This is a genomic window from Sphingomonas silueang, assembly GCF_040049155.1.
Lineage (GTDB): Bacteria > Pseudomonadota > Alphaproteobacteria > Sphingomonadales > Sphingomonadaceae > Sphingomonas > Sphingomonas silueang.
Genome location: NZ_JBDZDK010000005.1, coordinates 201,132 through 227,751, shown reverse-complemented (window position 1 = coordinate 227,751; position 26,620 = coordinate 201,132). Strand labels below are relative to the sequence as shown.

At 67.3% G+C, this 26,620-nt stretch carries 13 protein-coding genes; 4 read left to right on the top strand and 9 right to left on the bottom strand.

The window, feature by feature from the left end:
* From ABLE43_RS07795 to ABLE43_RS07780, 4 genes are all read right to left on the bottom strand, one after another.
* Positions 1 to 150, bottom strand: a 150-nt coding sequence (locus ABLE43_RS07795) for a transposase (RefSeq protein WP_348977924.1), incomplete at its 3' end; no start/stop codon positions are given.
* 473 nt (positions 151 to 623) lie between these two features.
* Positions 624 to 1,934, bottom strand: a complete 1,311-nt coding sequence (locus tag ABLE43_RS07790) for an HlyD family type I secretion periplasmic adaptor subunit (RefSeq protein ID WP_348977912.1) — start codon at positions 1,932 to 1,934, stop codon at positions 624 to 626.
* Positions 1,935 to 1,938: 4 nt separating this feature from the next.
* Entirely contained in the window at positions 1,939 to 3,672 is a 1,734-nt protein-coding gene (locus tag ABLE43_RS07785) for an ATP-binding cassette domain-containing protein (protein ID WP_348977911.1), read from the bottom strand.
* The gene (locus tag ABLE43_RS07780; RefSeq protein ID WP_348977910.1) at positions 3,669 to 5,327 is read right to left on the bottom strand and encodes a TolC family protein; all 1,659 of its coding nucleotides are present in this window, start codon (positions 5,325 to 5,327) and stop codon (positions 3,669 to 3,671) included. The genes ABLE43_RS07785 and ABLE43_RS07780 overlap by 4 nt, the downstream gene beginning before the upstream one ends.
* A gap of 327 nt (positions 5,328 to 5,654) precedes the next feature.
* On the opposite strand from ABLE43_RS07780, the gene ABLE43_RS07775 reads away from it, so the two are divergent.
* Positions 5,655 to 13,163, top strand: a complete 7,509-nt coding sequence (locus ABLE43_RS07775) for a calcium-binding protein (protein WP_348977909.1) — start codon at positions 5,655 to 5,657, stop codon at positions 13,161 to 13,163.
* Between the two features lie 141 nt (positions 13,164 to 13,304).
* Here the strand turns inward: ABLE43_RS07775 and ABLE43_RS07770 are convergent, their stop codons facing one another.
* Positions 13,305 to 14,921 carry a hypothetical protein gene (locus tag ABLE43_RS07770; protein ID WP_348977908.1) on the bottom strand — a complete coding sequence of 539 codons (1,617 nt, stop codon included), beginning with the start codon at positions 14,919 to 14,921 and terminating at the stop codon, positions 13,305 to 13,307.
* 178 nt (positions 14,922 to 15,099) lie between these two features.
* On the opposite strand from ABLE43_RS07770, the gene ABLE43_RS07765 reads away from it, so the two are divergent.
* On the top strand, positions 15,100 to 16,335 hold the full coding sequence (locus tag ABLE43_RS07765; protein ID WP_348977907.1) for an SGNH/GDSL hydrolase family protein: 1,236 nt from the start codon (positions 15,100 to 15,102) through the stop codon (positions 16,333 to 16,335).
* A 238-nt stretch (positions 16,336 to 16,573) separates the two neighbouring features.
* On the opposite strand, the gene ABLE43_RS07760 is transcribed toward ABLE43_RS07765, so the two are convergent.
* The 4 genes from ABLE43_RS07760 to ABLE43_RS07745 all read right to left on the bottom strand — a co-directional run bounded on the left by ABLE43_RS07760 (position 16,574) and on the right by ABLE43_RS07745 (position 24,816).
* The gene (locus ABLE43_RS07760) at positions 16,574 to 18,202 is read right to left on the bottom strand and encodes a peptide-N4-asparagine amidase (RefSeq protein ID WP_348977906.1); all 1,629 of its coding nucleotides are present in this window, start codon (positions 18,200 to 18,202) and stop codon (positions 16,574 to 16,576) included.
* On the bottom strand, positions 18,193 to 18,498 hold the full coding sequence (locus tag ABLE43_RS07755) for a hypothetical protein (RefSeq protein ID WP_348977905.1): 306 nt from the start codon (positions 18,496 to 18,498) through the stop codon (positions 18,193 to 18,195). The genes ABLE43_RS07760 and ABLE43_RS07755 overlap by 10 nt, the downstream gene beginning before the upstream one ends.
* Before the next feature lie 71 nt (positions 18,499 to 18,569).
* The gene (locus ABLE43_RS07750; RefSeq protein WP_348977904.1) at positions 18,570 to 21,437 is read right to left on the bottom strand and encodes a M16 family metallopeptidase; all 2,868 of its coding nucleotides are present in this window, start codon (positions 21,435 to 21,437) and stop codon (positions 18,570 to 18,572) included.
* A 199-nt stretch (positions 21,438 to 21,636) separates the two neighbouring features.
* Positions 21,637 to 24,816, bottom strand: a complete 3,180-nt coding sequence (locus ABLE43_RS07745; RefSeq protein ID WP_348977903.1) for a TonB-dependent receptor — start codon at positions 24,814 to 24,816, stop codon at positions 21,637 to 21,639.
* Positions 24,817 to 25,042: 226 nt separating this feature from the next.
* Here ABLE43_RS07745 and ABLE43_RS07740 point away from each other — a divergent pair, with 226 nt between their 5' ends.
* Positions 25,043 to 25,612 carry an RNA polymerase sigma factor gene (locus ABLE43_RS07740; protein WP_348977902.1) on the top strand — a complete coding sequence of 190 codons (570 nt, stop codon included), beginning with the start codon at positions 25,043 to 25,045 and terminating at the stop codon, positions 25,610 to 25,612.
* Entirely contained in the window at positions 25,609 to 26,595 is a 987-nt protein-coding gene (locus ABLE43_RS07735; RefSeq protein WP_348977901.1) for a FecR family protein, read from the top strand. The genes ABLE43_RS07740 and ABLE43_RS07735 overlap by 4 nt, the downstream gene beginning before the upstream one ends.
* Positions 26,596 to 26,620: the final 25 nt, after the last annotated feature.

Below are 26,620 nucleotides of genomic sequence, written 5' to 3'. Positions count from 1 at the left end.
GCACCAATGCGCGCCAGAGCGCAGCACCCACAAACATCCGTTCACGAACAGGCGGTTATCCGCGCCTGTCCGGCCGGGATCAGCCGTCTTGCCCGGAACCAGCGATGCAATCCGCAACCATTGTGCCTCGCTCAGCTCGTACCGCTTGATCCCCATTATCCGCTCCGCGTCTCGACACGGGCGCCTATGAATCAGCCTTCACGTCGTTTGGGAATCCTGAATGTCGATCCGACCTAGGAGGTATTGCTTGTAGTGCGGCAGGTACAACGGTCCCGGTGCTCGACAGCGCGCGCCAGGAGGGGCTTGCCCGTCAAGCATCCAGTGACTTCCATTAAGGGTCAGTGGTCGATCAAGCGAACGGTTCAAAACACGAAACGAATCACCCTTCTCACAGGCTTTCAAGGGAATGCACGGTGTCCCATCCGGCGCGGGTTCGATGCCAAAAAAAGGACCGAATTTGGTGTGGGCCACCCAGGGGCCACGGATTAAAGCGCCGGCCAAAAGCTCAGCTTTTCTGCCGCCTGCGTCAACAGATGCGAGTCCTGTAAGCGCACCATCTTCCATAGCCTGTCCCAAGACCGGTTGCCTCGACAGCAACCCGCCCCGCCGGCCGGGCCGGTCCCCTATTCGCGGAATGCATCCTCGCCGAGCCGGGTGAAGGGGGACAGAATATAGGCCATGACCGAGCGCTTGTCGCCGATCAGGTTGACGTCGGTGGTCATGCCCGGTCCGATCACGAGGCGCTGCCCGTAGGGTCCGCGGAAGTTCTGCGCGTCGGCGCGGACCCGGATCATATAGTAGCTCTCGCCGCTACGCTCGTCGAGGGTGGCATCGGGCGATATCGTCACGACCCGGCCGTCCATGGAACCGTAGACGCCGGAATCATAGGCGGTAACGTTGACCCTGGCGGGCTGGCCGATCCGCACCGATGCGATGTCCCTCGGGCGGACCATCGCCTCCACGGTCAGCGCATCGGCGGAGGGGACGACCTCCACGATCGGCTGCCCGGCACCGATGCTGGCGCCGACGGTCGACACCAGCACCCGGTTGACGCGCCCGTCGACCGGCGATGCGATCGTCGCCCGGTCGAGCCGGGCGGCGAGCGCCGGTACCCCCTGACGGCGGGCGGCGAGTTCGGCCTGGGCCGCCGCCAGTTCGGTGCCCGCCTGCGCACGCCATGCACCGCGCACCTGCGCCAGCGAGGCGCGCGCCTCGGCCACCGACGCCTGCGCCCGCGCGATCGCCGCCGCTGCCTGTGCCGCGTCGTTCGTGGCGACCGCGGCGCTGTTCTCGAGCTGGATGAGGGTCATCTGCGGCTCGATCCCGCGCTGCACCAGCGGACGGATCAGGTCGAGCTGTCGCCTTGCCGCATCGCGCGCCGACATCCGCGAGCGATGGGCGGCCTGCGCCTCGGCGACGGCCCGCACGGCCTGCGCCTCGCGCGCGGTCGCTGCGGCGCTCAGGCCGGCGAGGTCGCTCATCCGCGCGGCATGGAGCGAGCGCTCGATGCCGATCTGCTCGGCGATCTCCGGCGTCGTCGCGGCGGGATAGACCGGCGCGCGCCCGGCGATTTCCGCCTGCAACCGCGCGATCCTGGCGGTCAGCGCGCCGAGCGTCGCCTGCGAGGTGCCGAGTTCGGCCCCCGCCTGCGTCCGGTCGAGCCGGACGAGCGGCTGGCCACGGCGCACGACATCGCCCGCGCGGACGAGGATCTGCGCGACGATCCCGCCCTCGAGATTGCTGAGCACCTGCAACCGGCCGGAGGGCACCACCCGGCCGAAGGCGTGGACGGTACGCTCGAGCTTCACGACGCTCGCCCAGATTACGAAGACCACGACGAAGCCGACGATCAGCCACAGCAGCAGGTTGGACACCGCGCGCGGGCGGAGCCGGTCGGTCAGGTCTTCCAGATGGGGACGAGGGGTGTCGGTCATACGATCAGGCCGCCGCACGCGGACGCTGGAGTTCCTTCAGTACCGCGTCGCGCGGGCCGTCCTGCACGATGCGCCCGTGCTCGACCACCACGATCCGCTCGACCAGCCGCAGCAGCGCGGGACGATGGGTGATGAGCAGGAAGGTGCGCCCGGCCAGCTCGCCCTCCAGACGCGCGATCAGCTGCGCCTCGCTCACCTGGTCCATGGCGCTGGTCGGTTCGTCGAAGATCACGACCTGCGGGCGTCCAGCCAGCGCGCGGGCGAGTGCGATCGCCTGTCGCTGTCCGCCCGACAGCCCCTCGCCGCGATCGGCGAGTTGCAGGTCGTAGCCGCCCGCGATCCGCCCCATGAAGCCGTGCGTGCCCGACAGTTCGGCGACGCGCAGCATTTCCGCATCGTCGATATGCGCCCGGTCGAGCACGATGTTCTCGCGCACGCTGCCCGACAGCAGTACCGGTTCCTGCAACGCGGTGCCGATCAGGGCGCGCATCGCCTCGGGCGCATATTGGCGGATGTCGGTGCCGTCGATCATCACCAGCCCCTCCTGCGGCGGATAGAGGCCGAGGACGAGCCGGGCGATGGTCGACTTGCCCGATCCCACCCGCCCGAGCAGCGCGATCCGCTGTCCGGCGGGCACCACGAGGTCGAAGGCGTCGAGCGTCTTTTCCGCCGCGCCGGGATAGCGGAAGCCCACGCCGCGCAACTCGATCCGCCCGTCGAGGCGCGCGGGGCGCAGCGCGCCTTCGCCCGGCTCCTCGGATTCCGTCTCCATCATCGCATCGATCTGGCGATAGGCGGTGCGGGTCGCGGCGAGGCGCGAGAGCAGCGCGGCGATCGTCGCCAGCGGCTGCACCGCGCGCCCGGCGAGGATCGAGCAGGCGACCAGCCCGCCGGTGGTCAGCCGGTGGTCGGCGATCAGGAACACCCCCGCCACGACCGTCCCGGCATAGGCGAGGGTATTGGCCGATGCGGCGACCGTGGTGGCGACGGTCGAGACGAGCCGCTGCCGGGTCGCGCTGTCGCCGTGCGCGACATTGGCCCGGCTCCACCGCCGCGCGAGCAGCGTGCCCGCGCCCGAGGTCTTGACCATGTCCAGCGCGCCGATCGTCTCGACCAGCACGCTCTGCTTCGACAGCCCCTCGCGCATCGCCTTCGCCGACAGCCGGTCGAGCGCGGGGCGGGTCAGCCATCCGGCACCCACCACCAGCGGGATCGCGGCGAGCGGCACCCACACCAGCGGCCCGCCGAGCAGCGCGATGAACACCAGCGTCACGGCGATGAACGGCACGTCGACCAGCGCGGTGATCGTGGCGGAGGCGAAGAAGTCGCGCAGCGTCTCCAGTTCGCGCATCATGCCGGAAATCGCCCCGGTCGATCCCTTCTTCCGGTCGAGGCGGATCGCCAGCAATCGCCGGAAGATGCGGCTGCCGATGTCGTGATCGATGTCGGCCCCGGCGAGGTCGCTGAAATAGGCGCGCAGGATCCGCAGCAGGAAATCGAACACGACCACCACGAGCAGGCCGACGGCAAGCGCGAAGAGCGAGGCGAAGGCGTTGTTCGGAACGACCCGGTCGTACACCGTCATGGTGAACAGCGAGGTGACGAGCCCGAAGATATTGATCATCCCCGCCGCCAGCGCGACCTTCATATACGCCGCCTTGTTGCGGAACATCGGTTCCATCAGCCACGGGGCGAAGCGGGGGCGGGGCAGCGCGACCAGATCGGAGGATGGGCTCATCGCGTGTCCAGCGTTGCAGGGGCGATGCCGAGTGCGGGCAGCAACCGGCCGGTACGGGCGAGCAGGGCGTAGCGCGCGCTGTCGAGTTCCATGACGGTCTGCATGTAGCGCGACGCCACGGCGAAGTAATTATTCTCCGCGACCAGCAGGTCGAAGAACGTGCCGCGCGATACCCGGAAGCGTTCCGCCAGCACGTCGCGCGATTGCCGGGTGGCGAGATAGTTGCGCTCGATCGCCGCCCGCGCGGCTTCCAGCGCGGCGACGTCGGACCGGGCGATCTCGGCATCGCGCTGCGCATCGATCCGGGTGCGGCGCAGCCGGGCGTCGGCCCCGCTCGCCCGCGCCGATGCCTGACGCGCCCGCTGTGCGCCCCCGCCGCCGATCCGCATCGACAGGGTGACGTTGCCGCGAATGTCGTAATCGCGCTCGGTCTCCACGATGCCGTAGCGACCCGCGTCGATCCCGACGCCCAGCCGGGGGAGCAGGTCGGCGCGCGATGCCCGTGCCTCCAGCCGGGCCGCATCGGCGCCCAGTCGCGCGATCCGCACCGCGGGCAGGCGATCGACGTCCTCGGCGCTGCCGACGGCGTCGGACCCGGTCGACGGCGGCTCCGGCGCGCGACCGAGGTCGGTCGGCGGCGGCGCGCCGATCAGCGCGACATATTGCGCCTCGGCACTCTTGAGCAGCCGCCGGAAATAGGCGGCCTGGCTATCCGCCGCGGCGATATAGCCGTCGACCTGCGCGATATCGGCCTCGGCGGCGACGCCCTGTGCGACCCGCAGCTGCAACGTCGTGCGCAGCTCGCGCTGACCGGCGATGAACGCCTCGGCAAGGCGGAGCAGCGCCCGGTAGCCATAGACCTGATACCATGCCGATACCGCGCGCAGCGCGACCTGCGTGCCGATGTCCTCGACACCCGCCCGCGCCGCCGCCAGCCGGGCGCGACCGGCACGGATGCGATCGAGGCTGGCGCCCCAGTCGATCATCGGCTGCTGGACGCGGAGCAATCCGTCGGTGCGGTTGCGGGGACGCGAACGCTCCAGCACGTTGCCGGGGTCGCTGGAAAACGCGCGGCTCAGCACCGTGAAGCTCGACAGGGTCAGGTCGGCGGTCGGCAGCGCCAGTGCCTGCGCCTCGTCCCGCAACGCTTCCGCCTCCTCGACCTGCGCCGCCGCTTCGTCCAGCGCGGGGTTGCGGCGTACCGCTTCGGCGATCGCCGCGCGAAACGGGGCAGGGTCGGCGGAACTGCGCGCGAGGCGCAGCAGGGGGTCGGTCGCCGGATCGATGCGGAGCGGATCGGCGACCGGCAGGGGCAGGCCGCCTTCCGCCGGGCGACGTGGCACCGCAGGCGGGCCGGGCACCATCGACGATCGCACCGCGGTGTCCGCGACCGGCGGCGGCAGCGACGGTACGACCGCCGCCGGTGGTGCCGGTCCGGACAGGGGGGCGACCGGCGCGGGCGTCGCCGGGGAAGCGGCGGGCGGCGGCAGCGGGCGCGGCGTTGCGCCCTGCTGCGGGTCCACGACCAGCGAACCGGACGACGGCGGCACGACCTGCCCGCCCCACAGCGGCACCGGCGCAACCACGATCGCGCCGAGCAGGACGGCACGACCGACCCGAACGGCACGGCACCTGTCGGCGATCGATCGGATCATCGCGCTGCTGCCTGCATGGCGCGAAGCGGAACGGCAAGGCGCAACGGGTCTCTCCGCGACAGCAGGTCGCTCATGCCAATATCCTTGCAGGCCCCGAACGGCATTACGGCTGTCAAATCAAAGAGTTCTTGAAAAAGGCAATAAATGCTGCGGCAGATTGGTTAACCAACTGTACAGATCGTGGCGCGGCGGCTACGGTCAAGTCAATATCCGGGGGGATATTTATCCTGAACCTGTCTCTTGTGATATCTTCTTGCCCGAAGCGCATGCCGCACTCGCCCGGGGTGCCAGTTTGCCTGCGCCGGACCGGAAGCGGGGAAGCCTGGCATGACGACCTACACCGGCACGAGCGGTAACGACAGCTGGACCATCACGCCCGCGGACGGATCGTCCAGCGTGGACGGCGGCGAGGGCACCGACACGCTGACGGTCGACTGGTCGACGAGCACCGATTGGGGCTATTTCTACTATTACGCCAACGGTTACGGCTATGGATATGCCTCGAGCGCAAACGGCTTGCTCAACGTCAGCCTGCAAAGCATCGAGCGGCTGAACCTCACCTTCGGCAGCGGCAACGACGATTTCTACCATAGTTCGCCCGAAAGCGACGGTTCGGCGACCATCGCCAACGTCAATGGCGGCGGTGGCATCGACACCTTCCACGGCAACTACGCCCTGTCGAACGCCAACATCACCTTCGTGCTCAAGGCGAACGGTGCCGCATCGACCGTCACCGGCATCGGCGACGTCCTCACCAACTTCGAGGCGGTGGACATCACCACCGGCAGCGGTAACGACAGCCTGACCGGCGGCGACGGCAACGATATCCTGCGCGGCGGCAGCGGGAACAACGTCCTGACCGGCGGCGGCGGCAATGACCAACTCTACACCGACTTCGGCACCGATACGGTCAGCGGCGGCGACGGCGACGACACGATCTATACCAACAACGGCCGCGGCACGGTCGACGGCGGGGCCGGTTTCGACACGTGGAACGGTAATTTCTCGCAGGCGACCACCGGACTTACCATGACCCGGACGGCCAGCGGCTACAGCCTGTCGAACGGCATGACGCTGACCGGTATCGAGCGGACCAACGTCACCGGCACCGACTTCAACGACAGCTTCGTCGGCGTGGACAGCGGCAGTTACGACGGTCTTGGCGGTACCGACACGCTGACGGTCGACTGGTCGACGAGTACCGATTGGGGCTATTTCTACTATTACGCCAACGGTTACGGTTACGGATATGCCTCAAGCGCAAACGGCTCGCTTAACGTCTTCACCAACAATATCGAGCGGCTGAACCTTACCTTCGGCAGCGGTAATGACGATTTCTACCATAGTTCGCCCGAAAGTGGTGGTTCGGCCACCATCGCCAACGTCAACGGCGGCGGCGGGATCGACACCTTCCACGGGGACTACACCGCGTCGAGTGCCAACATCACCTTCGTGCTGAAGGCGAACGGTGCCGCATCGACCGTCACCGGCATCGGCGACGTCCTGACCAACTTCGAGGCCGTGGACATCAGCGCCGGCAGCGGCAACGACAGCCTGACCGGCGGCGACGGCAACGATATCCTGCGCGGCGGCAGCGGGAACAACGTCCTGACCGGCGGCGGCGGCAACGACCAGCTCTACACCGACTTCGGCACCGATACGGTCAGCGGCGGCGACGGCGACGACGACATCTACACCAACAACGGCCTCGGGACGGTCGACGGCGGGGCGGGGTACGACCGTTGGTCCGGCGATTTCTCGCAGGCGACGACCGGCCTGACCATGACCCGGACCGCGAGCGGCTATAGTCTGTCGAACGGCATGACGCTGACCGGCATCGAACAGACCAACGTCGGCGGGACCAGCTTCAACGACAGCTTCGTCGGCGTGAACAGCGGTTACTACGACGGTCGCGACGGCACCGACGCGCTGACCTTCGACTGGTCTTCGGGCACGGAAACGGACTATTTTTCCTATTACGGCAGCGGGTACGGCAGCGGGTATAACTACAGCACCGGCGGCTCGCTCTCCATCAACAGCATCGAGCGGCTGAACCTGACGTTCGGCAGCGGCGACAACCGTTTCTACCACAGCACCTCCGACAGCAACGGTGTCGCCACGATCGCCAATGTCGACGGCGGTGCGGGTATCGACAGGTTCTACGGCGAATACGGTCAGTCGAGCGCCAACATCAGCTTCGTGCTGAAGGCCAATGGTGCCGCATCGACCGTCACCGGCATCGGCGACACGCTGACCAACTTCGAGCAGGTGGACATCACCACCGGCAGCGGCAACGACAGCCTGACCGGCGGCGACGGCAACGATATCCTGCGCGGCGGCGGCGGGACCAACGTCCTGAACGGCGGCGGCGGCAACGATACGCTGTACACCGACTTCGCTACCGACACGGTCAGCGGCGGCGACGGCGACGACACCATCTATACCAACAACGGCCTCGGCACGGTCGACGGCGGGGACGGGTTCGACGTCTGGTACGGCAATTTCTCGCAAGGTGCCACCGGCATTACCATGACCCGGACGGCCAGCGGCTATACCCTGTCGAACGGCATGACCCTGACCGGTATCGAACAGACCAACGTCACCGGCACCAACTTCAACGACAGTTTCGCCGGAACGAGCGGCAGCTTCAGCGGCCTCGACGGCACCGATACGCTGACCGTCGACTGGTCGTCGGGCACGGAAACGGACTATTTCTATTACTACGAAGGCGCTTACGGCAACGGGTACAGCTACGGCACGAATAGCTCGATCGGTATCAGCAGCATCGAGCGGCTGAACCTGACGTTCGGCAGCGGCGACAACCGCTTCTATCGCAGCACGTCCGACGGTACCGATCGTGTCTCGGTCGACGGCGGTACCGGTATCGACCGTTTCGATGCCAATTACACGCTGTCGACCGCCAACATCACCTTCGTGCTGAATGCGGGCGGTGCCGCCTCGACGGTCGCCGGCATCGGCGACGTCCTGACCAACTTCGAGTCGGTCGGGATGACCACCGGCAGCGGCAACGACAGCCTGATCGGCGGTGCGGGCAACGACTATTTCGCGGCGGGTGCGGGCAACGACTATGTCGAGGGCCGCGACGGCGATGACCAGATCGACGGCGGCGAAGGCAGCGATACGCTGTCCTATGCCTCTGCCAGCAGCGCGGTGACGGTCACGTTGCAGGGTCAGAACTATTATTACGGGGTCGCGTCCGGCGGCGGCGGTTTCGATACGGTCGCCAATTTCGAGAACCTGATGGGCTCGAACCTCAACGACACCCTCACCGGCGACGGCGGCAACAATATCATCGAGGGTCTGGGCGGCAACGACACTCTCGTCGGCGGCCTCGGCACCGATACCGCCTCCTACGCCAACGCGCTGGGCGGCGTCACGGTCAGCCTCGCGCTCACCACCGCGCAGAACACCGGCGGGGCGGGCATCGACACGCTGAGCGGATTCGAGAACCTGACCGGATCGGCCTATAACGACGTCCTCACCGGCAACGACGGCTTCAACCTGCTCTCGGGGCTGGCGGGCGACGATATCCTGAGCGGCGGCGTCGGCAGCGATACGCTGGACGGCGGCGAAGGGGTCGATATCGCCAGCTATGCGAGCGCATCGGGCGCGGTCGCCGTCAACCTCACGATCACCGTCGCCCAGAATACCGGCAGCTCGGGCAACGATACGCTGGTCCGGATCGAAGGGCTGATCGGTTCCGCCTACAACGACACGCTGACCGGCAATGCCGGTGCCAACCTGCTGGACGGCGGCGGCGGGGCGGACAATATGGCGGGCGGGCTCGGCAACGACACCTATGTCGTCGACAACGCCGGCGACGTCGTCACCGAGGCGGCGAACGCGGGCACCGATACCGTGCAGTCCTCGATCGCCTATACGCTGGGTGCCAACGTCGAGAATCTGACGCTGACGGGCACGGCCAATATCGACGGCACCGGCAACGCGCTGGCCAACGTCGTCACCGGCAACGGCGGCAACAACGTCCTCGACGGCGGCACCGGGGCGGATACGCTGGCGGGCGGCCTGGGCAACGACACCTATATGGTCGACAATGCCGGGGATACGGTGAGCGAGAACGCCGGTGAAGGCTATGACATCGTCTATGCCTCGGTCGGCTATGCCCTGAGCGCGAACGTCGAGCGGCTGAACCTGACCGGCACGGCCAACATCGACGGTACCGGCAACGCGCTCGCCAACGTCCTCGTCGGCAACAGCGGCGACAACGTCCTCGACGGCGGTGCCGGGGAGGATATCCTGCAGGGCGGGCAGGGCAACGACACCTATATCGTCGACGCCGCCGGGGACAGCGTGACCGAGAACGCCGGGGAAGGCACCGATAGCGTGCGGGCCTCGGTCGGCTATGTCCTGAGCGCGAACGTCGAGAATCTGACGCTGACCGGCGCGGCCAACATCAACGGCACCGGCAACACGCTGGCGAACGTCATCATCGGCAACAGCGGCAACAACGTGCTCGACGGCGGCGCGGGTGCCGACAGCCTTGCCGGTGGTCTGGGCAACGACACCTATGTCATCGACAACGCGGGCGACACCGTCACCGAACTCGCCGGAGAGGGCATCGACACGGTGCAGTCCTCGATCGGCTATGTCATTGGCGCCAATGTCGAGAATCTGACGCTGACCGGCACGGCCAACCTGAGCGGCACCGGCAACGCGCTGGCCAACGTCCTCACCGGCAACGGCGGCAACAACGTGCTCGACGGCGGCGCGGGTGCCGACACGCTGGTCGGCGGCGCGGGCGACGATAGCTATATCGTCGACAACACCGGCGATATCGTGACCGAGAGCAGCGGCCAGGGCACGGACACGGTCCGGTCCGCCGTCTCCTATGCGCTGTCGGCGAATGTCGAGAATCTGGTGCTCACCGGCACCGCGAACCTGACCGGCTTCGGCAACACCCTTGCCAATACGCTGACCGGCAATGCGGGCAACAACGTGCTCGACGGCTATACCGGCGCGGACACGATGATCGGCGGGCTGGGCAACGACACCTATGTCGTCGACAATGCGGGCGATCTCGTGGTCGAGAACGCGGGCGAGGGCACCGATACGGTGCAGTCCGCGATGGGCTATATCCTGGGTGCGAACGTCGAGAATCTGACGCTGACCGGTGCTGCCAATGTCAACGGGTACGGCAACGCGCTGGCCAACGTCCTGACCGGCAATTCGGGCAACAACTACCTCGACGGCGGCGCGGGTGCGGACGCCATGCAGGGCGGCGCGGGTAACGACATCTACGTCGTCGACAACGCGGGCGATGTCGTGACCGAGAATGCCGGCGAAGGCAACGACCTGGTGCTTTCCGCGATCAGCTATACGCTGGGCGCGAACGTCGAGTGGCTGAACCTGACCGGATGGGACGAAAACATCGACGGCACCGGCAATGCGCTCGACAACGTCCTGACCGGCAACAACGGCAACAACGTCCTGGACGGCGGGGCCGGGCAGGATGCGCTGATCGGCGGTATGGGCAACGATACCTATGTCGTCGACAACGTCGGCGACGTCGTGACGGAAGCCGCAGGCGAAGGGACCGACACCGTTCGGTCGTCGGTCGCGTTCGCACTCGGCGCGAACGTCGAGAATCTGATCCTGACCGGCACGGCCGATATCGATGGCACCGGCAACGGCCTCGCCAACGTCCTGACCGGCAATGCGGGCAACAACATCCTCGACGGCGGTGTCGGGGCGGACACGCTGGCCGGTGGCCTCGGCGACGACAGCTATGTCGTCGACGACGCGGGCGACACCGTTACCGAGAACGCGGGCGAAGGCACCGATACCGTCCGGTCGTCGATCGCCCATACGCTGGGCGCCAACCTCGAAAACCTGACGCTCACGGGTTCCGCGGCCATCAACGGCACCGGCAACGCGCTGGCCAACGTGCTGACCGGCAACAGCGGCAACAACGTGCTCGACGGCGGGGCCGGAGCCGATACGCTGCGCGGCGGTGCGGGCGACGACAGCTATATCGTCGACGATGCCGGTGATGCCGTCATCGAAAACGCCGGAGAAGGCATCGATACCGTGCGGGCGTCGGTCACCTATACGCTCGGGGCCAATATCGAGAATCTGATCCTGACCGGCAGCGCGGCGAACGGAACGGGCAACGCCCTCGACAACGTCCTCACCGGCAATGCCGCGGCCAACACGCTGCTCGGCCTCGACGGCAACGACACGCTCGACGGCGGCGCGGGGGCGGATACCCTGAACGGCGGCGCGGGGAACGACACCTATGTCGTGGACAATAGCGGCGACACCATCGTCGAGGCGGCGGGTGGCGGCACCGATACGGTGCGCGCGTCGATCAGCTACAGCCTGTCCGGGCAGCAGCTCGAGAATCTGGTCCTGACCGGCACGGCGAACCTGAACGCGACCGGCAACGGCATGGCCAACAGCCTGACCGGCAACAGCGGCAACAACGTGCTGGACGGTCTGGTTGGCGCGGACACGATGGCGGGCGGCCTCGGCAACGACACCTATGTCGTCGATAATGCGGGCGACGTCGTGATCGAGGCGGCGGGCGAAGGCACCGACAGCGTGCAGGCGTCGATCACCTACACGCTCGGCGCCAATGTCGAGAATCTGGTCCTGACCGGCACGGCGGCGATCAGCGCGTTCGGCAATGCGCTGGCCAACAGCCTGACCGGCAATGCCGCGAACAACACGCTCGACGGCGGCGCGGGCGACGACGTGATGGCCGGGGGGCTGGGCGACGACCGCTATTTCGTCGATTCGGTCGGCGACCGCATCGTCGAGGCCAACAACGCCGGGACCGACACGGTGCTGGCCTCGGTCAGCTACAGCCTCGCGGGGCAGTTCCTTGAGAACCTCACGCTCACCGGCACCGCCAACCTCAACGCCACGGGCAACGGCCTCGCCAATGTCATCACCGGCAATGCGGGCAACAACGTCATCGACGGCGGTTTCGGCAACGACGTGATGGCCGGTGGGCTCGGCGACGATACCTATTATGTCGACAGCACCGGCGACGTCGTGCAGGAAGCCAATAACGCGGGCAACGATACCGTGCTGAGCTGGGTCAGCTATACGCTGGCGGGCAGCTTCATCGAGAATCTGACGCTGCTCGGCCAGTTGACCAATACCAACGCCACCGGCAACAGCCTCAACAACGTCCTGACCGGTTCGGGCGGCAACAACATCATCGACGGCGGGCTCGGTGCCGATACGATGATCGGCGGCAACGGCGACGACATCTATTACGTCGACAACAGCGGCGACATCGTCGTCGAAAACGCCAGTCAGGGCACCGATACGGTGATCTCGTCGGTCGGCTTCACCCTGGCGGGTTCGCATATCGAGAATCTGACGCTCACCGGATCGCTCAGCACCTATGCCAACGGCAACGGGCTGGACAATGTGCTGGTCGGCAATGCCGGTGCCAACACCATGAACGCCCGCGGCGGGGCCGATCTGATCGACGGCGGGCTCGGTGCCGACATTCTCACCGGCGAGGCGGGGGCGGACAGCTTCCGCTTCTCCACCGCGCTCGGCAACGGCAATGTCGATACCATCACCGACTTCACCGTGGCCGACGACACGATCCTGCTGGACGATGCCGTCTTCGCCGCGGCGGGCAGCCTCGGCACGCTGGCGGCGGGGGCCTTCCGGATCGGCACCGCCGCGCAGGATGCGGACGACCGCATCCTCTACGACTCCGCGACCGGTGCGCTATACTATGACGCCGACGGCAACGGTGCCGGTGCGGCGGTCCAGTTCGCCACCATCGGTACCGGTCTGGCGCTGACCCATGCCGATTTCGTCGTGATCTGACGGACGACCGCCTGCCGCACCGCGAGGTGGCGCGTCAGGCGGTCGCTTCCCTACCCTGACGACAGGGCTCGGTGTCGTCGCATCGAGGGGAATGCCGGCATCCGGTGTACGCCGGCGCCGACGCCCCCCTGTCGGCAAGGGTCAGTTCGCAGCGGCGACCGGGGTTATCGCGACATAGTCGAAGTCCGCGGAAACGTTCGGGCTGCCGTTCGGATAGCAGACGAAGCCGAACACATCCCCTTCGTTCCAGCCGGAAAGGTCGACGCTGACCTCATAGGGCGCATAGCTGCCGGTCGCGGGCCGGGGGACGTTGCCGTGGAACTGACCGTTGCGGGTGATGATCGTGACCCATTCGCCGGTGGTCAGTGCCCCGGTCAGCTTCGCCCGATACTGGACGCGCTGGTTGGTGCGCGCCAGTTCCCGCCCGACCCGCAGCAGCGCGGAAAAGCACGAGCCCGGAATCTGCCGGTCGCAGCGCACGGCATGGCCCGCCGACGTATCGGCATCGCCGACGAAGCGGATCCTACCGCCGCCGGGCTGTCCGGTCGAAATGCCCCACCAGTTCGCGGCCGAGAGGAAGTGGTTGCGCGGCTGCGCGCGACCGCCGACGATCACCATCTCCCGGTCCGCCGCCAGCGTATCGATCGTCGCGCGCGGCGGATCGACATAGATCAGGCGGGGATGCCGCCCGATCGACAACTGGGCGTTGCGCGACGCATGGGTGATGCGCAGCCGCAGATCCTCCTGCGCATAGCCATAGTCGGTCGATGCGCCGTCGCTGACGATGCTGGGCGGTGTCAGCACGGTCGTCGTCGGATGCTCCAGCACGCATTCACGCGCATCGGGGCCGAGCTCGAACAACGGACCGTTCGACCAGAACGGCGAGACATAGCGGCCGCCATAGCCGTTGAGGTACAGATAGGCCCTGAGGTTGCCGCTGCCCGGCGTCTGCTCGAACAGCCCGCCGCTTTGCAGCGTCGTCTTGCTGGCGCTGTCCCACAGCATATACGCATCCTCGCCCGTGCGCGGATCGGCATTGCCCGCGTAGCGCAGGTCCACGACATTGTCGTTGCCGAACGTGCCGCTGCCCTGCAGCATCACATGGCGGTTGTTGCTGTACATCCGGCCGGAAACGTAACAATTGTCGCATCCCTTCAGCCAGAACGCGCGCCGCCAGCCTGCGAACTCGCAATTCGCCAGCACCTGTAGCTGGAACAGCTTGGCCGCCTTCAGGAAGTCGCCGGTCCCGCTGCCGGTGCCGACGCCGTAGATGCCGTCCAGGACCAGATTCATGACGAACCTGTGGTTGTCGGTATCGCTCGGATCATAGCTGGCGGGCCGGTTGATCGAGAAGATGGATGCGGACGGATCGACCGTCTCGAAGCTCAGCGCCTCGAACCGCCAATAGCCGGTCTGCGACGGGCCGCCGGTCGGAAAGTCGATGTCGAACAGGGCGTCGGTCCCCGTGAACCTGATCCGCGACGTGCGGTCGTACGGACCGTCGTTGTTCTGCCCGCTGCCCTGAAAGGTCAGGCCGGGCGGCAGCGCGAAGTCGGAACCGACGATCTGGCTGGTCCGCCCGACCCCGGACGGCACCTCGACGACCCGGATATTGTTCGTATCGGCATAGGTGATCGCGGCGCGCCACGCGGCCCTGTTATCGGTCAGGTCGTCGGCGACATAACCGAAATCGGAGAGTTTCACGACAGTTGCGGGCATTGGTACCTCGGCGGAATGGTTGCGAAGGACGCCTGCCATGTACTTGTTTTGTTCCTTCGTATCCAACAAAGACCGATGCGGCGGATGATGACCGGCGGCCAGCAGCGGGCAGCAGCGACGGGACCGGCGTGTCCGCTACGCGCCCTCATTTGACATGGCGACGCACCCGGAAGCGTGTAGGCGCGTGCAACGCAGAATGTCGTCGCGAGGGGGTTGCGTGATTCGTGCTTGGGTAGTCATCGGCGTCGCCGCCGTTTCGTTGGCGGCGTGCGGGGGCGGCGGGTCGACGTCCGGTACCGTCGCCGCCCCGGCACCCGGCGCGACACCCACGCCGACGCCGGGCCCGGCTTCGACCGCGATCGCCGGGGTCAGCAACCTTACCGCTGCCAGCCTGCCGCGATGGAAGGCGGCGCGTGCGGCGGTCATCGGCGGCAGGGCCAGGGCGCGGATCGCCGCCGTCGGGGATTCGACCACCGCCGGGCTCGGGTCCGCCGGGTCGCTGTTCGCGGACTCGGCGGCGCGGTCGTATCCCGCGGACATGGCGTCCTATCTCCGGTCCCGCGGATTGAACGCGCGCGCGACATCCTTCTTCGCCGATGCCGGATCGTCGGCGGAGCTGACGTTGAGCGACCGCCGCATCCTGTTGAACGCGGGCTGGGGCTTCGCGACCGCGACGCCCACGATCGGCGGCCATCCGATCGTCAATACGACCACGACGGCGCCGATCGCCTTTCGTCCCTTTTCCGCCGCCGATCGCGTCGACATCTATGACATACCCCGTACCGACGGGGCGACGATGGTCGTCGAGGTGTCGGGCACGCAGGTCGGCACCATCGCCCCGCCTGCCGGCGTTCCCGCCGGACTGCGCCGGACGCAGTTCGCCTTCGCGCGGGCGATCGACCCGTTCGTATCGCTCCATGCCACCGCCAACGGCGGGGCGATCGGCGGATTCCGGCTGGTCGGGATCGACGCCTATGACAGCACCGAGCGCGATGTCGCGGTCTGGCGGATGGGGGCCAGCGGGTCGACCACCGGATTCTGGCTGTCCGGCGGCTATCCGGGCAACCCGCTCGACGCGCTGAGCGCGGCGGCACCGGAACTGACGATCGTCTACCTCGGGCTGAACGACATGCTGCAGGGCGTGAGCACGGCCAGCTATCGCGCCAACATCCGCGAGATCCTGCGCCGGGCGAACGCGGTCGGCGACGTGATCGTCGTCGTACCGAACCGGATCCATCCGCGCCTCGTGCCGCTGGACGTGCAGCTGGCCTATGCGCAGGTGCTGGCGGATGCCGCGGCGGAGATCGGCGCGCCGCTGGTCAACCTGCCGCAGATACTGGGCGAGTATGACGCCGCGCAGGCCGCGGGCTATTATTTCGACGACGCGCATCTGAGCGGTCCGGGATATGAAAGGATCGCCGCGACGCTGGGCGAGGTGCTTCTGGCGTACTAGCGTTGAGCTTTCGGGACGTTGTTCATCCGGCATGACCGGGATGGGCAATCTCGACACGATCCGGTCCCCGATCGATCCGGCGATCGTCGTGGCGGACCGCATGCGTCCGGCGGTCACGCCGCAACCGGCATCCCGCACGACCTTCTGTCACGGCCCCGGACGATCGGCGGGCGGGCGGTCGGGGAATCACAGGGGCGGCGGCACGATGCCCGACGTGACCGACCCGTCGCCATCGTCGCTACCGCCCGCTCGGGCAGGCGGTGCGTTCGGATCGTGCGACGCTGTCGTCCGCCACCACCGCCCCGGTCCGTCGGCATCGACCGCGCGCATCGCGGACGTGCGACGTCACGGTCACGCGGTTCGGAGTCTCGCGGGGGGCGGTGAAGACGGACGAGGTCGGCGCGAAGGTCGTCATCGCCAGCGCGCTGTTCCGTCGCCCGGCTTCGTCGCTGACGGCCCGTTCCTTCGTCTGCGTGATCTGCGTTCCGTATTTTACGCCATGGCGCGGCGGATCGACCGGCATGACGATCGTCAGCACGTCATGGTCGTCGATGCGCCGCGTGCGCGACCGGCCGCCCCTCGTCGTCACGGTCGTCGAGTGGCGCGCGTCGTACCATTTGTCGTACCGGCCATCGTCGCGGGTCGCGATGACCTGCATGTCGAGGTCATAGGCGACGCGGGTGGTCGTGCGCCCCCGGGACGTCTCGACGTAGCCTTCGGCATAGCCCGATCGCCGGGCGGTCGTGACCAGCGTCCCGGTCCGATCGGGTTGCGTGCCCGGTCGCGTCTGGCGGGTCGCGACCATGGCCGGGGAAAGACGGCTGGCCACCAGTGCGCCCGGAACGACCGGGCGCATCGGATCGACGGTCGCGATCAGCGTGCCCGATAGCCGGAACAGCGTGCCCACCGCAGGCATGGCGAGGGTGACGTCATGCGGCCTTCCGTCGTTCAGCACCCCCGCGAACGGGGTCAGGTCGAGCCGGGCCGAGGGCAGGTTGAGTGCGTGCAGGCCCGGCGCCCGCCGCCACAGCGCCGGATTGATGCCGCCGGTGAAGATGACCGGCTGGACCGCGTGGATCGCGGCCAGTTGCCCGTCGATCCGCACCTCCACCTCGCGAAAGGGGGTACAGGGCGCGGCGGGAAACGGGTTGGGCCGGGCGAAGCCGGGCGGAATGCAGTCGAACCAGAATTCGTCGCGCTGCTGCCCGATCGCGAACAGGTCCATCTGCAACCCGGTCATGTTGCGCGGCAGGGTCAGCGTCCGCGAAACCGTGGGTTCCCGCGAAGACAGGTCGACGAACCCGGCGGTCACGGGAACGACGACCTGATGCCCGGCCGGAGCATCCCCGGCATAGAAGACCAGCCGCGCCCCCCACGATACCCGGCCGGTGTGATCCCCGTCGAGGAAGTTCACCAGCGTCGCCGCCCCGTCGGCCGGCTGCCGCAGCACCGCCGCAAGGTCGGTCACGTCCCGTTCGACATGCCAGTGCGGCGCATAGTCCTTGCCCGGCTCCATCGTCGTTCCGACGAACAGGGTCGCGCCGCCGATCGTCAGATCCGCCGTCCGGTCATATTGCAACCCGGCGGTCACGTCGAAATCCGCCTCCAGCACGACCTTCCGCCAGGGCCCCGGGCAATCGGCGGGCGGGCGATAGTCGAGTGCCAACGGCGCCTCCCCGCGGAATTCGCGCCGGTCGAACAGGGTGACGGTGCAGTGGCGGGTGCCGGGCCGCGGGACGGGGGGCGTCAGGTCGATCACCCGGTCGCCGATCGGCACGGACGCGACCGGCCCGTCCGCCGCGATCCCGGCACCGGCGAGGAACAGCGGCGCGAGCATCGCACCCGCGCGCATGATCGCTACCGCCATCGCGCTACCACCCCGCCGCATCGACCGCGACCGGCGTGGCGCGGACGTGCGCCCCCGCGCCCCGCGCCGTGACCGGCGGCGCGATATGCGTACCATGTTCCGGCAGGTCGCGCTTCGCCGACGGCGAGCGCGGTATGGAAGTGCGGCACCGTCCGCGCGCCCGTCATCAGTCGCGGCGTGTCGCGCAGCGAGCGTTGCTGGACGAAATCCTCCCGTGCCACGCCCGCGCCGTCGCGACGGTCATGGGCCCATGCGCCGAAGACGAGCGGGCGACTATCCTCATCACACTTCCCCATGCGGGCGATGTCCCTGCATTACATGGCGTGCCATGGCACGGCGCCCGGTCCGGCGTGCCGCCCGGCGCTGCCTATTTCGTCGCCACCACCTGTGCCGGGGTCACGACCTCGACCGGCAACCCCAGCGTTTCGAGCTGCGGGCGGATCGTCCCGGCGTCGCCGACCACGGTCCAGACCCATTTCGACGGTTGCAGATAACGGTGGAGCGCCGCATTCGCATCGGCGAGCGTCAGCGCGCGCAACCGGGCGGGAAAGCCGTTGTGGAAATCGTCCGGCCAGCCGTTGCGCCGCAGCTGCCGGGTGGCGGCGAGGATGAAGGATGCCGACCGGAAATTGGCCACGCCCTGGCGCAGGACGTTGGCGACCCCCTGATTGAACTCCTTCGCCGTGATCGGCCTGTCGGTCAGGACCGCGTTCAGTTCGCGCCGGATTTCGGCGATCGCCGGACCGACCTTGTCGGTCTGGACACGGGTGTCGACGCGATAGGTCGATCCCAGGTCCTGAATGCTGAAATCGGCCTGCGCGCCGTACGTCCAGTGCTTGTCCTCGCGCAGGTTCATGTTGATGCGCGACAGGAAACCCTGACCCAGTGCCAGATTGGCGATGCGCGGGGCAAGCGCCTCGTCGGTGCGCGGCAGGTCGACCATCTGGCCGCCCGCGATGGTCGCCTGCACCTGATCGGGCATGTCGATCAGCACGATCCTGGCGGGGCCGGTGGCGAGCGCGGGCGCGACCTTCAGCGCTTCGGGCGCGGGGCCATGGTCCGGCGTGCGCCACGCGCCCAGCGTGCGGTCCAGCTTCGGGAGCAGCGCCGCCAGCGGCTCGTTGGAAACCACGACCAATTCGGCCTTGTCGGGCCGCACCCAGCGCCGATAGGCAGCTTCGAGGTCGGCGCGGGTGACGGCGTTGACCTCGGCCTCCGTCGGTACGCTGGCCTCGCTGGCAAGCAACGTGCCCGGTGCGACGGCATGGGCAAACGCCACTTCGGTCAGCGTGCCGGGATTCTTCGGGGCCGAGGTGATGCGCTGCATCGCGTCCCGCCGTATTTCCTCCAGCCGTTCGCTCGGGAAATCCGGCTTGGTCAGCATCGTCATGACGGTGTCCAGCGTCTTGTCGAGCAGGGCGCTGGGCGCATCCAGATAGACCGTCGATTCCGTGGCCTGCGCCCCCGCGCCGAACGATGCGCCGGTCCGTTCGCGAAACTGCTGGAACCAGTGGTCGTCACGACCGCCCGCGCCCTGGTCGAGCATCTGGAACATCCAGGCGATCGCATTGGGCTTGCCCGCCGGATCGTCCACCCGGCCGACATCGAAAGCCAGCGTCGCGAGGGTGAAGGGCACGGTGGTGTTGTGGACATACGTGACCGGGATGCCGTTCGCCAGTCTGCCATGCTCGATCGCGGGGAAGCGCACGGTATCGACCGCGGCGGCGACGGCGGGCAGGGCGCCGCGGGTTCCGGTCTGCGGCGGAACGATCGCCGCCTTCGGTGCATCGGCGACCTCCGGTCCGGCGACGCTCTCGTCCCCCGGCGGGGTCATGCGCGGACCCGGCTTCAACGTCGCGCGATAGCCGGGCCGCCCCAGCCATGTCCGGGCCGCCGCCATGACCTGCGCGGGAGTCAGCGTCAGATAGGCCTTCAGGTCGTCCTTGTACGTGGCGGGCGAGCCGAAGACATTGTCGCGCTCCATCAGCAGCGAGCCGCGATTCTCCAGCAGTTCGTTGTTGCGGATCGTCGGCACGATCCGCGTGCTCTTCCACCGGTCCAGCGCCTCGACCGACGCTGTGCTGCGCAGGAAGGCGGCGATCGCCGCGTCCAGCGCGCGGGCCGCGACCTCCGGGTCGACACCGGTACGGACCGAACCGGTCACGCTGAACTCGCCGATCCCGCGATAGGTCAGATTGCTGACGTTGACATAGTTGAACAGCTTTTCCTGCCGGACGAGCCGTTCGGTCAGCGGCGCCGAGTCGATCCCGCCCATCAGGCTCGCCGCGGCGTCGAGCGCGAAATTGGTCTTGTCGAGCGCGCCCGGCACCGGCCAGGTGCGGGAGATGGTGGCGGTGGACACCGGCCCGGTCAGCACCTGGTCGACCGCCTTCTTCAATACCGGCACCGGTGCGACCGGCGGCGTGTTCTCCCGGCCACGCGGAATGTCGCCGAAATATTTTTCGACCTTCGCCCTGGCGGTGGCGAGATCGATGTCGCCCGCCAGCAGCAGCGTGGCGTTGTTGGGGCCGTAATAGTCCTTGAACCACTGGTGCACGTCGGCCAGCGACGCGGCGTTCAGGTCCTTCATCGACCCGATGACGCTGTGCCCGTAGGGATGCGACGCCGGATAGATGGCGTCGCGGCGGCTGTAGCCGAGGATGCTGTTGGGCTTGTTGTCGCCGTTGCGCTTCTCGTTCTGCACGACGCCGCGCTGCTCGTCGAGGACGTGCTGGGTGATCGCGCCGAGCAGATGCCCCATCCGGTCGCTTTCCATGAACAGCACCCGGTCGAGGCTGCCGGTCGGCACCGTCTCGTAATAATTGGTGTAGTCGAAGCTGGTGCCGCCGTTGATGTCGATCAGCCCGGCATCGCGCAGATGCTCGAAATAGTCGCCCGGCACATTCTCGCTGCCGTTGAACATCAGATGCTCGAACAGATGCGCGAAACCGCTGTGCCCCGCCGGCTCGAAGGTCGAGCCGACATGATAGGTGATGCTGGTATAGACCATCGGCACGGTGCGGTCGGTGAGGACGATGACCTTCAACCCGTTGGGCAGCGTGAACGTCTGGTAGGGAATGGTGAAGTCGTCGACCAGCTTGACCAGTTCCTTCGGCGCCACATAGCGGGCGGCAGCCGCCGGGCGCGCGGCACCGGTCCTGTTCGGCGCGGCATCCGCAACCATCGGCGTGAAGAGCAGCGCGGCACCGGCCAGCAACATCATACGCGGGGTCATCGACTATTCCTTGATCGTGAGGGCAGGCGCCACCGGAGCGTCGGGTCCACCGGGCGCCGATCCGACACGGGTCAGGGACAAGCGGTGCGGGCAAAGCCGTAACAGGGCGGGAACTTTTTCTTGCTTCGCGCGTGCGAAACGGATCGATGCGGATGCACCGCTCCCCCCGATGCAGGGAAAGCGGTGCACCGGGCGGGCGTCAGAATCCCTTGGTGACGCCCAGATAGAAGTTCCGCAGGCGAGGATCGCCGAACGGGCTGTAGAACAGCGGCTGCTGGGTCGCATCCAGCGGCGGCATCTTGTTGAAGACGTTGTTGATGCCTGCCCGGACCGTCATCTTCTGCGGGAAGCGGTAGGTGACGTTCATGTCGTGATAGGTCTGGCTGTCGACCTTCGCCGACCCTTGCGCGCTCACCACGGCCTGATCGGATCGCAGATAATAGCCGCTCATGTACCGCGCCTGCCAGCCGATGCTGAGCGCATCCCTGGTCCATTGCACCGAACCGCTGCCGCGCCAGCGCAGCGCGCCCTGGCCGCCGCCGATCGAGGCGAAGGCGTTGGTGATGCTCCCGGCGTAGTTCACCGCCGGAGCATCCCCGAAGGAGGCGATGGTCAGCGAGTCGACATAGGTCGCCCGGCCGACCGTCGACAGGGTGCCGCCGAACAGACTGGTGTCATAGTTGAGCGTGAAGTCGAATGCCTGCGTGCTGAGCGATTTCAGATTGACGATCGACACGTCGAGCGACGTGATCGGCCCCACCGCATACCCGCCCGACGGTGCGCCGCGGACGACGCGATCGGGGTTCTGCTGGATGAACAGTTCAAACTGTTCCTGGCTGCCGCCGAAGAACGGCGTCAGCAGCCTCGACGGATCGAAATAGACGTCCTTCTTCTGCAATTTCGTCCAGTCGATCGAGAAGCGCAGTCCGTCGATGAAATGCGGTTTCAGGATGATGCCGCCCGTAAAGGTCTTCGACGTCTCGGGCCGCACGTTCGGGTTGCCGCCGCCGAAGCCGGGCACGAGCCCGAAGCCGAACGGCGTCGCACCGATCAATTCGTTGCCGCGCAGGGGATCGTTCACCTGAAGCGCGATGAAGGGGACGGTCAGGCGCACCAGCTGGTTGAGCTGCGGCGGGAGATAGCCGGTCGTGTACGAGCCGCGCAACGTAACGCCATCGACCGGCGACCAGAGCATGCTGACGCTCGGGTCGGTGCGCGAATTGCGGGTCACGCTGCGCGGGATGATGGCGTCGGCCGTCGGGCAGCCGGCAAAATAATCGTACTTGCCGGTGACATAAGGCTCCGGGCAGGGAAAGGGGTCGACGCCGTCGCCCTTGTACGATTCATGGCGGGCGGAGAAGCGCAGTTCCAGCAGCCGGATGAGCGGCAGCGTGTGCTCGCCGCCAAGGAGCGGGAACGCGACTTCGCCATAGGCGGACCTCGCCGTCTGCCTGACCATCGGCGTATAGGTCGTGAAGGCGCCCTGATCCGTCAGGCTCGTCGCCCAGACCTCGCCGACCGTCTGGGTGTTAATTTCCGTGTTCAGGGTGATCCGCGGCCGCCCGCCCGGCAGCGTGAACGGCAGCGGCCCCGCCAGCCGCAGCGACGGCGCGATGTTCGACGAATGGCTGACACTGGACCGGTTGTTATAGGGTCCCGTATTATAGGGAACGTCCAGCGGGAAGGCGACGAGGTCGCGGAAGCCGTCGATCGCGCCTACCCCAAGGAGAGACAGATAGTTGTTGACCTGTGCCGGAGGCGTGGTTTCCCGCTCATAGCTCGCGCGGGAATAGCTCAGTTCGGCGACGGCCTGCCATTCCCACGGCAGCTGGATGATCGCGCCGCCCAGCGTCCGCAGGTTGGAATTGGTATTACGGACGTGCGTGTCGAAACGGCCGTCCGGCGGCGTGCCGAGGGCGATCGACTTCGTGAACGGATTGTTCGGCGCACTGGGCGAGATGGTGTAGACGCCGATCGAGTTGGAAAAGATGTTGACCGCGCTGGAATGTACCATGCCGACTTCGGCATAGGCGGTCAGCCAGCGATTGAACTCCCGGCGGACGGCCAGCGATCCGCTATACTGGTCGACCGGGTAGAGCAGCGGCGCGCGCTTGCCATAGCCGGAGGCGGTGTCGGGCTGGTCGAGATTATACTTGCCGATCCCCGCCAGCAGCGGGGCGATCCCGCTCTTCTGCAACCCGGCATAGCCTGCCGGAATATATCCGACCGCGGACGACAGCGTCTGGCCGCCATATTCCGGCTTGAGCTGCAACGGCGAGCCGTCGAACGTCTTGAAGTTCACCGCGCTGCCCAGCGGCGGATAGGCGAAGAAGCCGTAGAACTGCTCGGGATTATTCTTTTCGAGCGTGGTGATGCCGCGCTGGCGAATATTCTCGCGATCCCCATAGACCAGCGGATCCGCCTTGGTCCAGTTGCCGGTAAGCGAGATGCGCGTCCTGCCGTTTTCGATCGGCACCCCGGCGACGAGGTCGATCGAACCGCGGCCCTGCGCGAAATCCGTGGTGTTGCCGTAGTTGAGCGATAGTTCGCCGCCCCTGAAATCGCGGCGCAGCACGATGTTGATGACGCCGCCCGACGCGCCGCTGCCATAGATGCCCGATGCCGAGGAGGCGAGCACCTCGATACGCTCGACCGCGGAGATCGGGATGCCGGTGATCGACGGCTGGGTGATGTCGCCGCTGCCGATATTGACGCCCGGCTGGCGGCGCCCGTCGATCAGGATCAGCGTATCGCGCAGGCCGATGCCGCGCAGGTTGATGCTGCTGATCCCGACCGGCCGGTTGCCTGCGCCGCTGTTGCCCTCGTTCCCGCCGCTCACCTGGTCGCCGACGACGGGCGAGGCGTTGACGTTCAGCTGGTTGCGCAGGAACGCTTCCAGATTGGGCGCGCCGCTCTGTTCGATTTCCTTGCGGCTCATGACGATGAACGGCTGGCTGTCGTCCTGGGTGCGTTCGATGCCGGCGTTGAGCGACCAGCTCTTCTTGCCCTGCACCAGGATGTCCGGCGTCGCATTAGCGTCGAGTTCGTCTCCGGCCAAAGGGCGGAGTGCGATCGCGCCGTCCTCCGTCTCGACGATCTTCAGGTCGGTACCGATCAGCAGCGCCTGCAATGCCATCATTGCGCTATGTTCGCCGCGCACGCCGTTCGTCTGCTTCCGCCCGACATCGTCCATGCGGTAGACGATCTGCAGCTTGGTCGCCTTGCTCCAGCGCTGCAACGCTTCCGCAAGCCCCCCGGACGGAATGTCGAAGCGTTGCAGGGCCTTCTTCTGCGGCGCGGACTGCGCGGCGGCCCTGGTAGCGATGAACGGGCTAAGCGCCGTCGCGCCCATGGCGATCGCAACCACATATTTCTTCATATGCTTCCCCCGATTGCGAAACGACCTTCGTTCCGCCCCCCGGGAAAGATTGTCATTCCACGGCCGCAAATCCGTAACGGGGAATTTCAGGAAAGTTCACGATGTTGAAACATGCCGATGAATCGTCGTCATTTTCCGGGGCCTGCGCTTTTTTCGTTAGGGGTTTCGCGATGCGGGTTGTCATCGGTAGCAGGGCACTGACGACGAGGGAGTGTTTGGACGGCCGATGGTGAGCGATGCGCAGCTGGAGCGATGGTTCTGCGACGAGGTGCTTCCCCTGGAAGCGTCGCTGACCCGCTATCTGCGCCGCAACTGGCGTTCGTCCGAGCAGATCATGGACATCCGGCAAGACATATATGAGGCGGCGTTGACCGGTGGTCGGCAGGAGCTGCCCGCCAATACGGCGGGATATGTCTTCACGATCGCGCGCAACATCCTGGTCAACCGCGCCAAGCGCGAGACGATCGTCCGGTTCGATCATTACGCCGATCTGGAAAGCGTCGAGCAGGTGGTCGATCTGTCGGCGACCGATCGGCACATGGACGCCCGCGATGCGCTGCGGCGCGCGCAGGAGGGGATCGAGCGCCTGCCGCCGCGATGCCGCGAGGTCGTGCGCCTGCGCAAGATCGAGGGGCTGTCGACCCGGGAGGCGGCAGTGCGCATGGGTGTCGGCGTCGACACGATCGAACGGCAGCTGGTGCTGGGCATCCGCGCCATGGCCGATGCGATGCTGGGCGGCTCGGGCAAGATCCGCCGCGGTGCGGCGTCCGCCAGAGCCAGGGCCCGCCACCCATGAGCCGCGCCGGCGACATCGAGCAGACGGCGGCGGCATGGATCGTCCGGCAGGAAGGCGGCGACTGGTCCGACGAGGATGCCGCCGACCTTCAGGCATGGCTGGACGAGCAGATGGCGCACAAGGCCGCCTTCTGGCGGTTGCGGCATGGCTGGGCGGAGGCGGACCGGGTCGGGGCGCTGGGTTTCCACACCGCTGCGCCGCGGATGCGATCGTGGCGGACCTGGACGACGGCGCGACCGGCATGGGCCGGTGCCCTTGCCGCGTCGCTGGTGCTGGCGATCGGCGTCGGCACCCTCGCCGTGCGGCCGCCATGGTCCGGTGCGCCGAAGCCGGAGGTGATGCGGGTCCAGACGCCGGTGGGCGGACAGCGGACCATCGCCCTGAACGACGGCAGCCAGGTCAAGCTGAATACCGCGACGGTCGTGCGGACCGCCGCCGGTGACGACCCGCGCGAAGTCTGGCTCGACAAGGGCGAGGCCTATTTCGACATCGCGCATCGTCCCGACCGGCCGTTCGTGGTCCATGCCGGACCGCGCACCGTCACGGTGCTGGGCACGCGCTTCACGGTTCGGCGTGACGGCGAACGGGTGACCGTCGCCGTCCTGTCCGGCCGGGTGCGGGTGGAGGATGCCGTTGCCGATGCCGGCGAAGCGGCCCGGTCGGCGGTGATCGGGCGCGGCGATATCGCCTATGCCCAGCCGCATGGCACGCTGGTCGCGCTCGCCGCGCCGGCGCGGGTCGATGCGATGACCGGGTGGCGCGACGGGTTGCTGATCTTCGACAACCAGCGGCTGGCCGATGCCGTGGCGGACTTCAACCGCTACAGCCGCCGCCCGATCCGTATCGACGACCCAAAGGTCGCGAACATCCGCATCGGCGGCACGTTCCAGATCGGCAACAGCGCCGGTTTCCTGAACCTCCTGCATTCCGCTTACGGACTGGAAGTCCGCACGACCGATCACGAGGTGCTGGTCGGTCCCTGAACGCTATTGTCCAGTATCAATCATA

Coding starts and splice junctions, on each gene's coding strand:
- ABLE43_RS07790 (WP_348977912.1), bottom strand. CDS start 1,934: ATGACCGACACCCCTCGTCCCCATCTGGAAGACCTGACCGACCGGCTC.
- ABLE43_RS07740 (WP_348977902.1), top strand. CDS start 25,043: ATGGTGAGCGATGCGCAGCTGGAGCGATGGTTCTGCGACGAGGTGCTT.
- ABLE43_RS07755 (WP_348977905.1), bottom strand. CDS start 18,498: ATGGGGAAGTGTGATGAGGATAGTCGCCCGCTCGTCTTCGGCGCATGG.
- ABLE43_RS07775 (WP_348977909.1), top strand. CDS start 5,655: ATGACGACCTACACCGGCACGAGCGGTAACGACAGCTGGACCATCACG.
- ABLE43_RS07760 (WP_348977906.1), bottom strand. CDS start 18,202: ATGGCGGTAGCGATCATGCGCGCGGGTGCGATGCTCGCGCCGCTGTTC.
- ABLE43_RS07785 (WP_348977911.1), bottom strand. CDS start 3,672: ATGAGCCCATCCTCCGATCTGGTCGCGCTGCCCCGCCCCCGCTTCGCC.
- ABLE43_RS07735 (WP_348977901.1), top strand. CDS start 25,609: ATGAGCCGCGCCGGCGACATCGAGCAGACGGCGGCGGCATGGATCGTC.
- ABLE43_RS07745 (WP_348977903.1), bottom strand. CDS start 24,816: ATGAAGAAATATGTGGTTGCGATCGCCATGGGCGCGACGGCGCTTAGC.
- ABLE43_RS07780 (WP_348977910.1), bottom strand. CDS start 5,327: ATGATCCGATCGATCGCCGACAGGTGCCGTGCCGTTCGGGTCGGTCGT.
- ABLE43_RS07750 (WP_348977904.1), bottom strand. CDS start 21,437: ATGACCCCGCGTATGATGTTGCTGGCCGGTGCCGCGCTGCTCTTCACG.
- ABLE43_RS07770 (WP_348977908.1), bottom strand. CDS start 14,921: ATGGCAGGCGTCCTTCGCAACCATTCCGCCGAGGTACCAATGCCCGCA.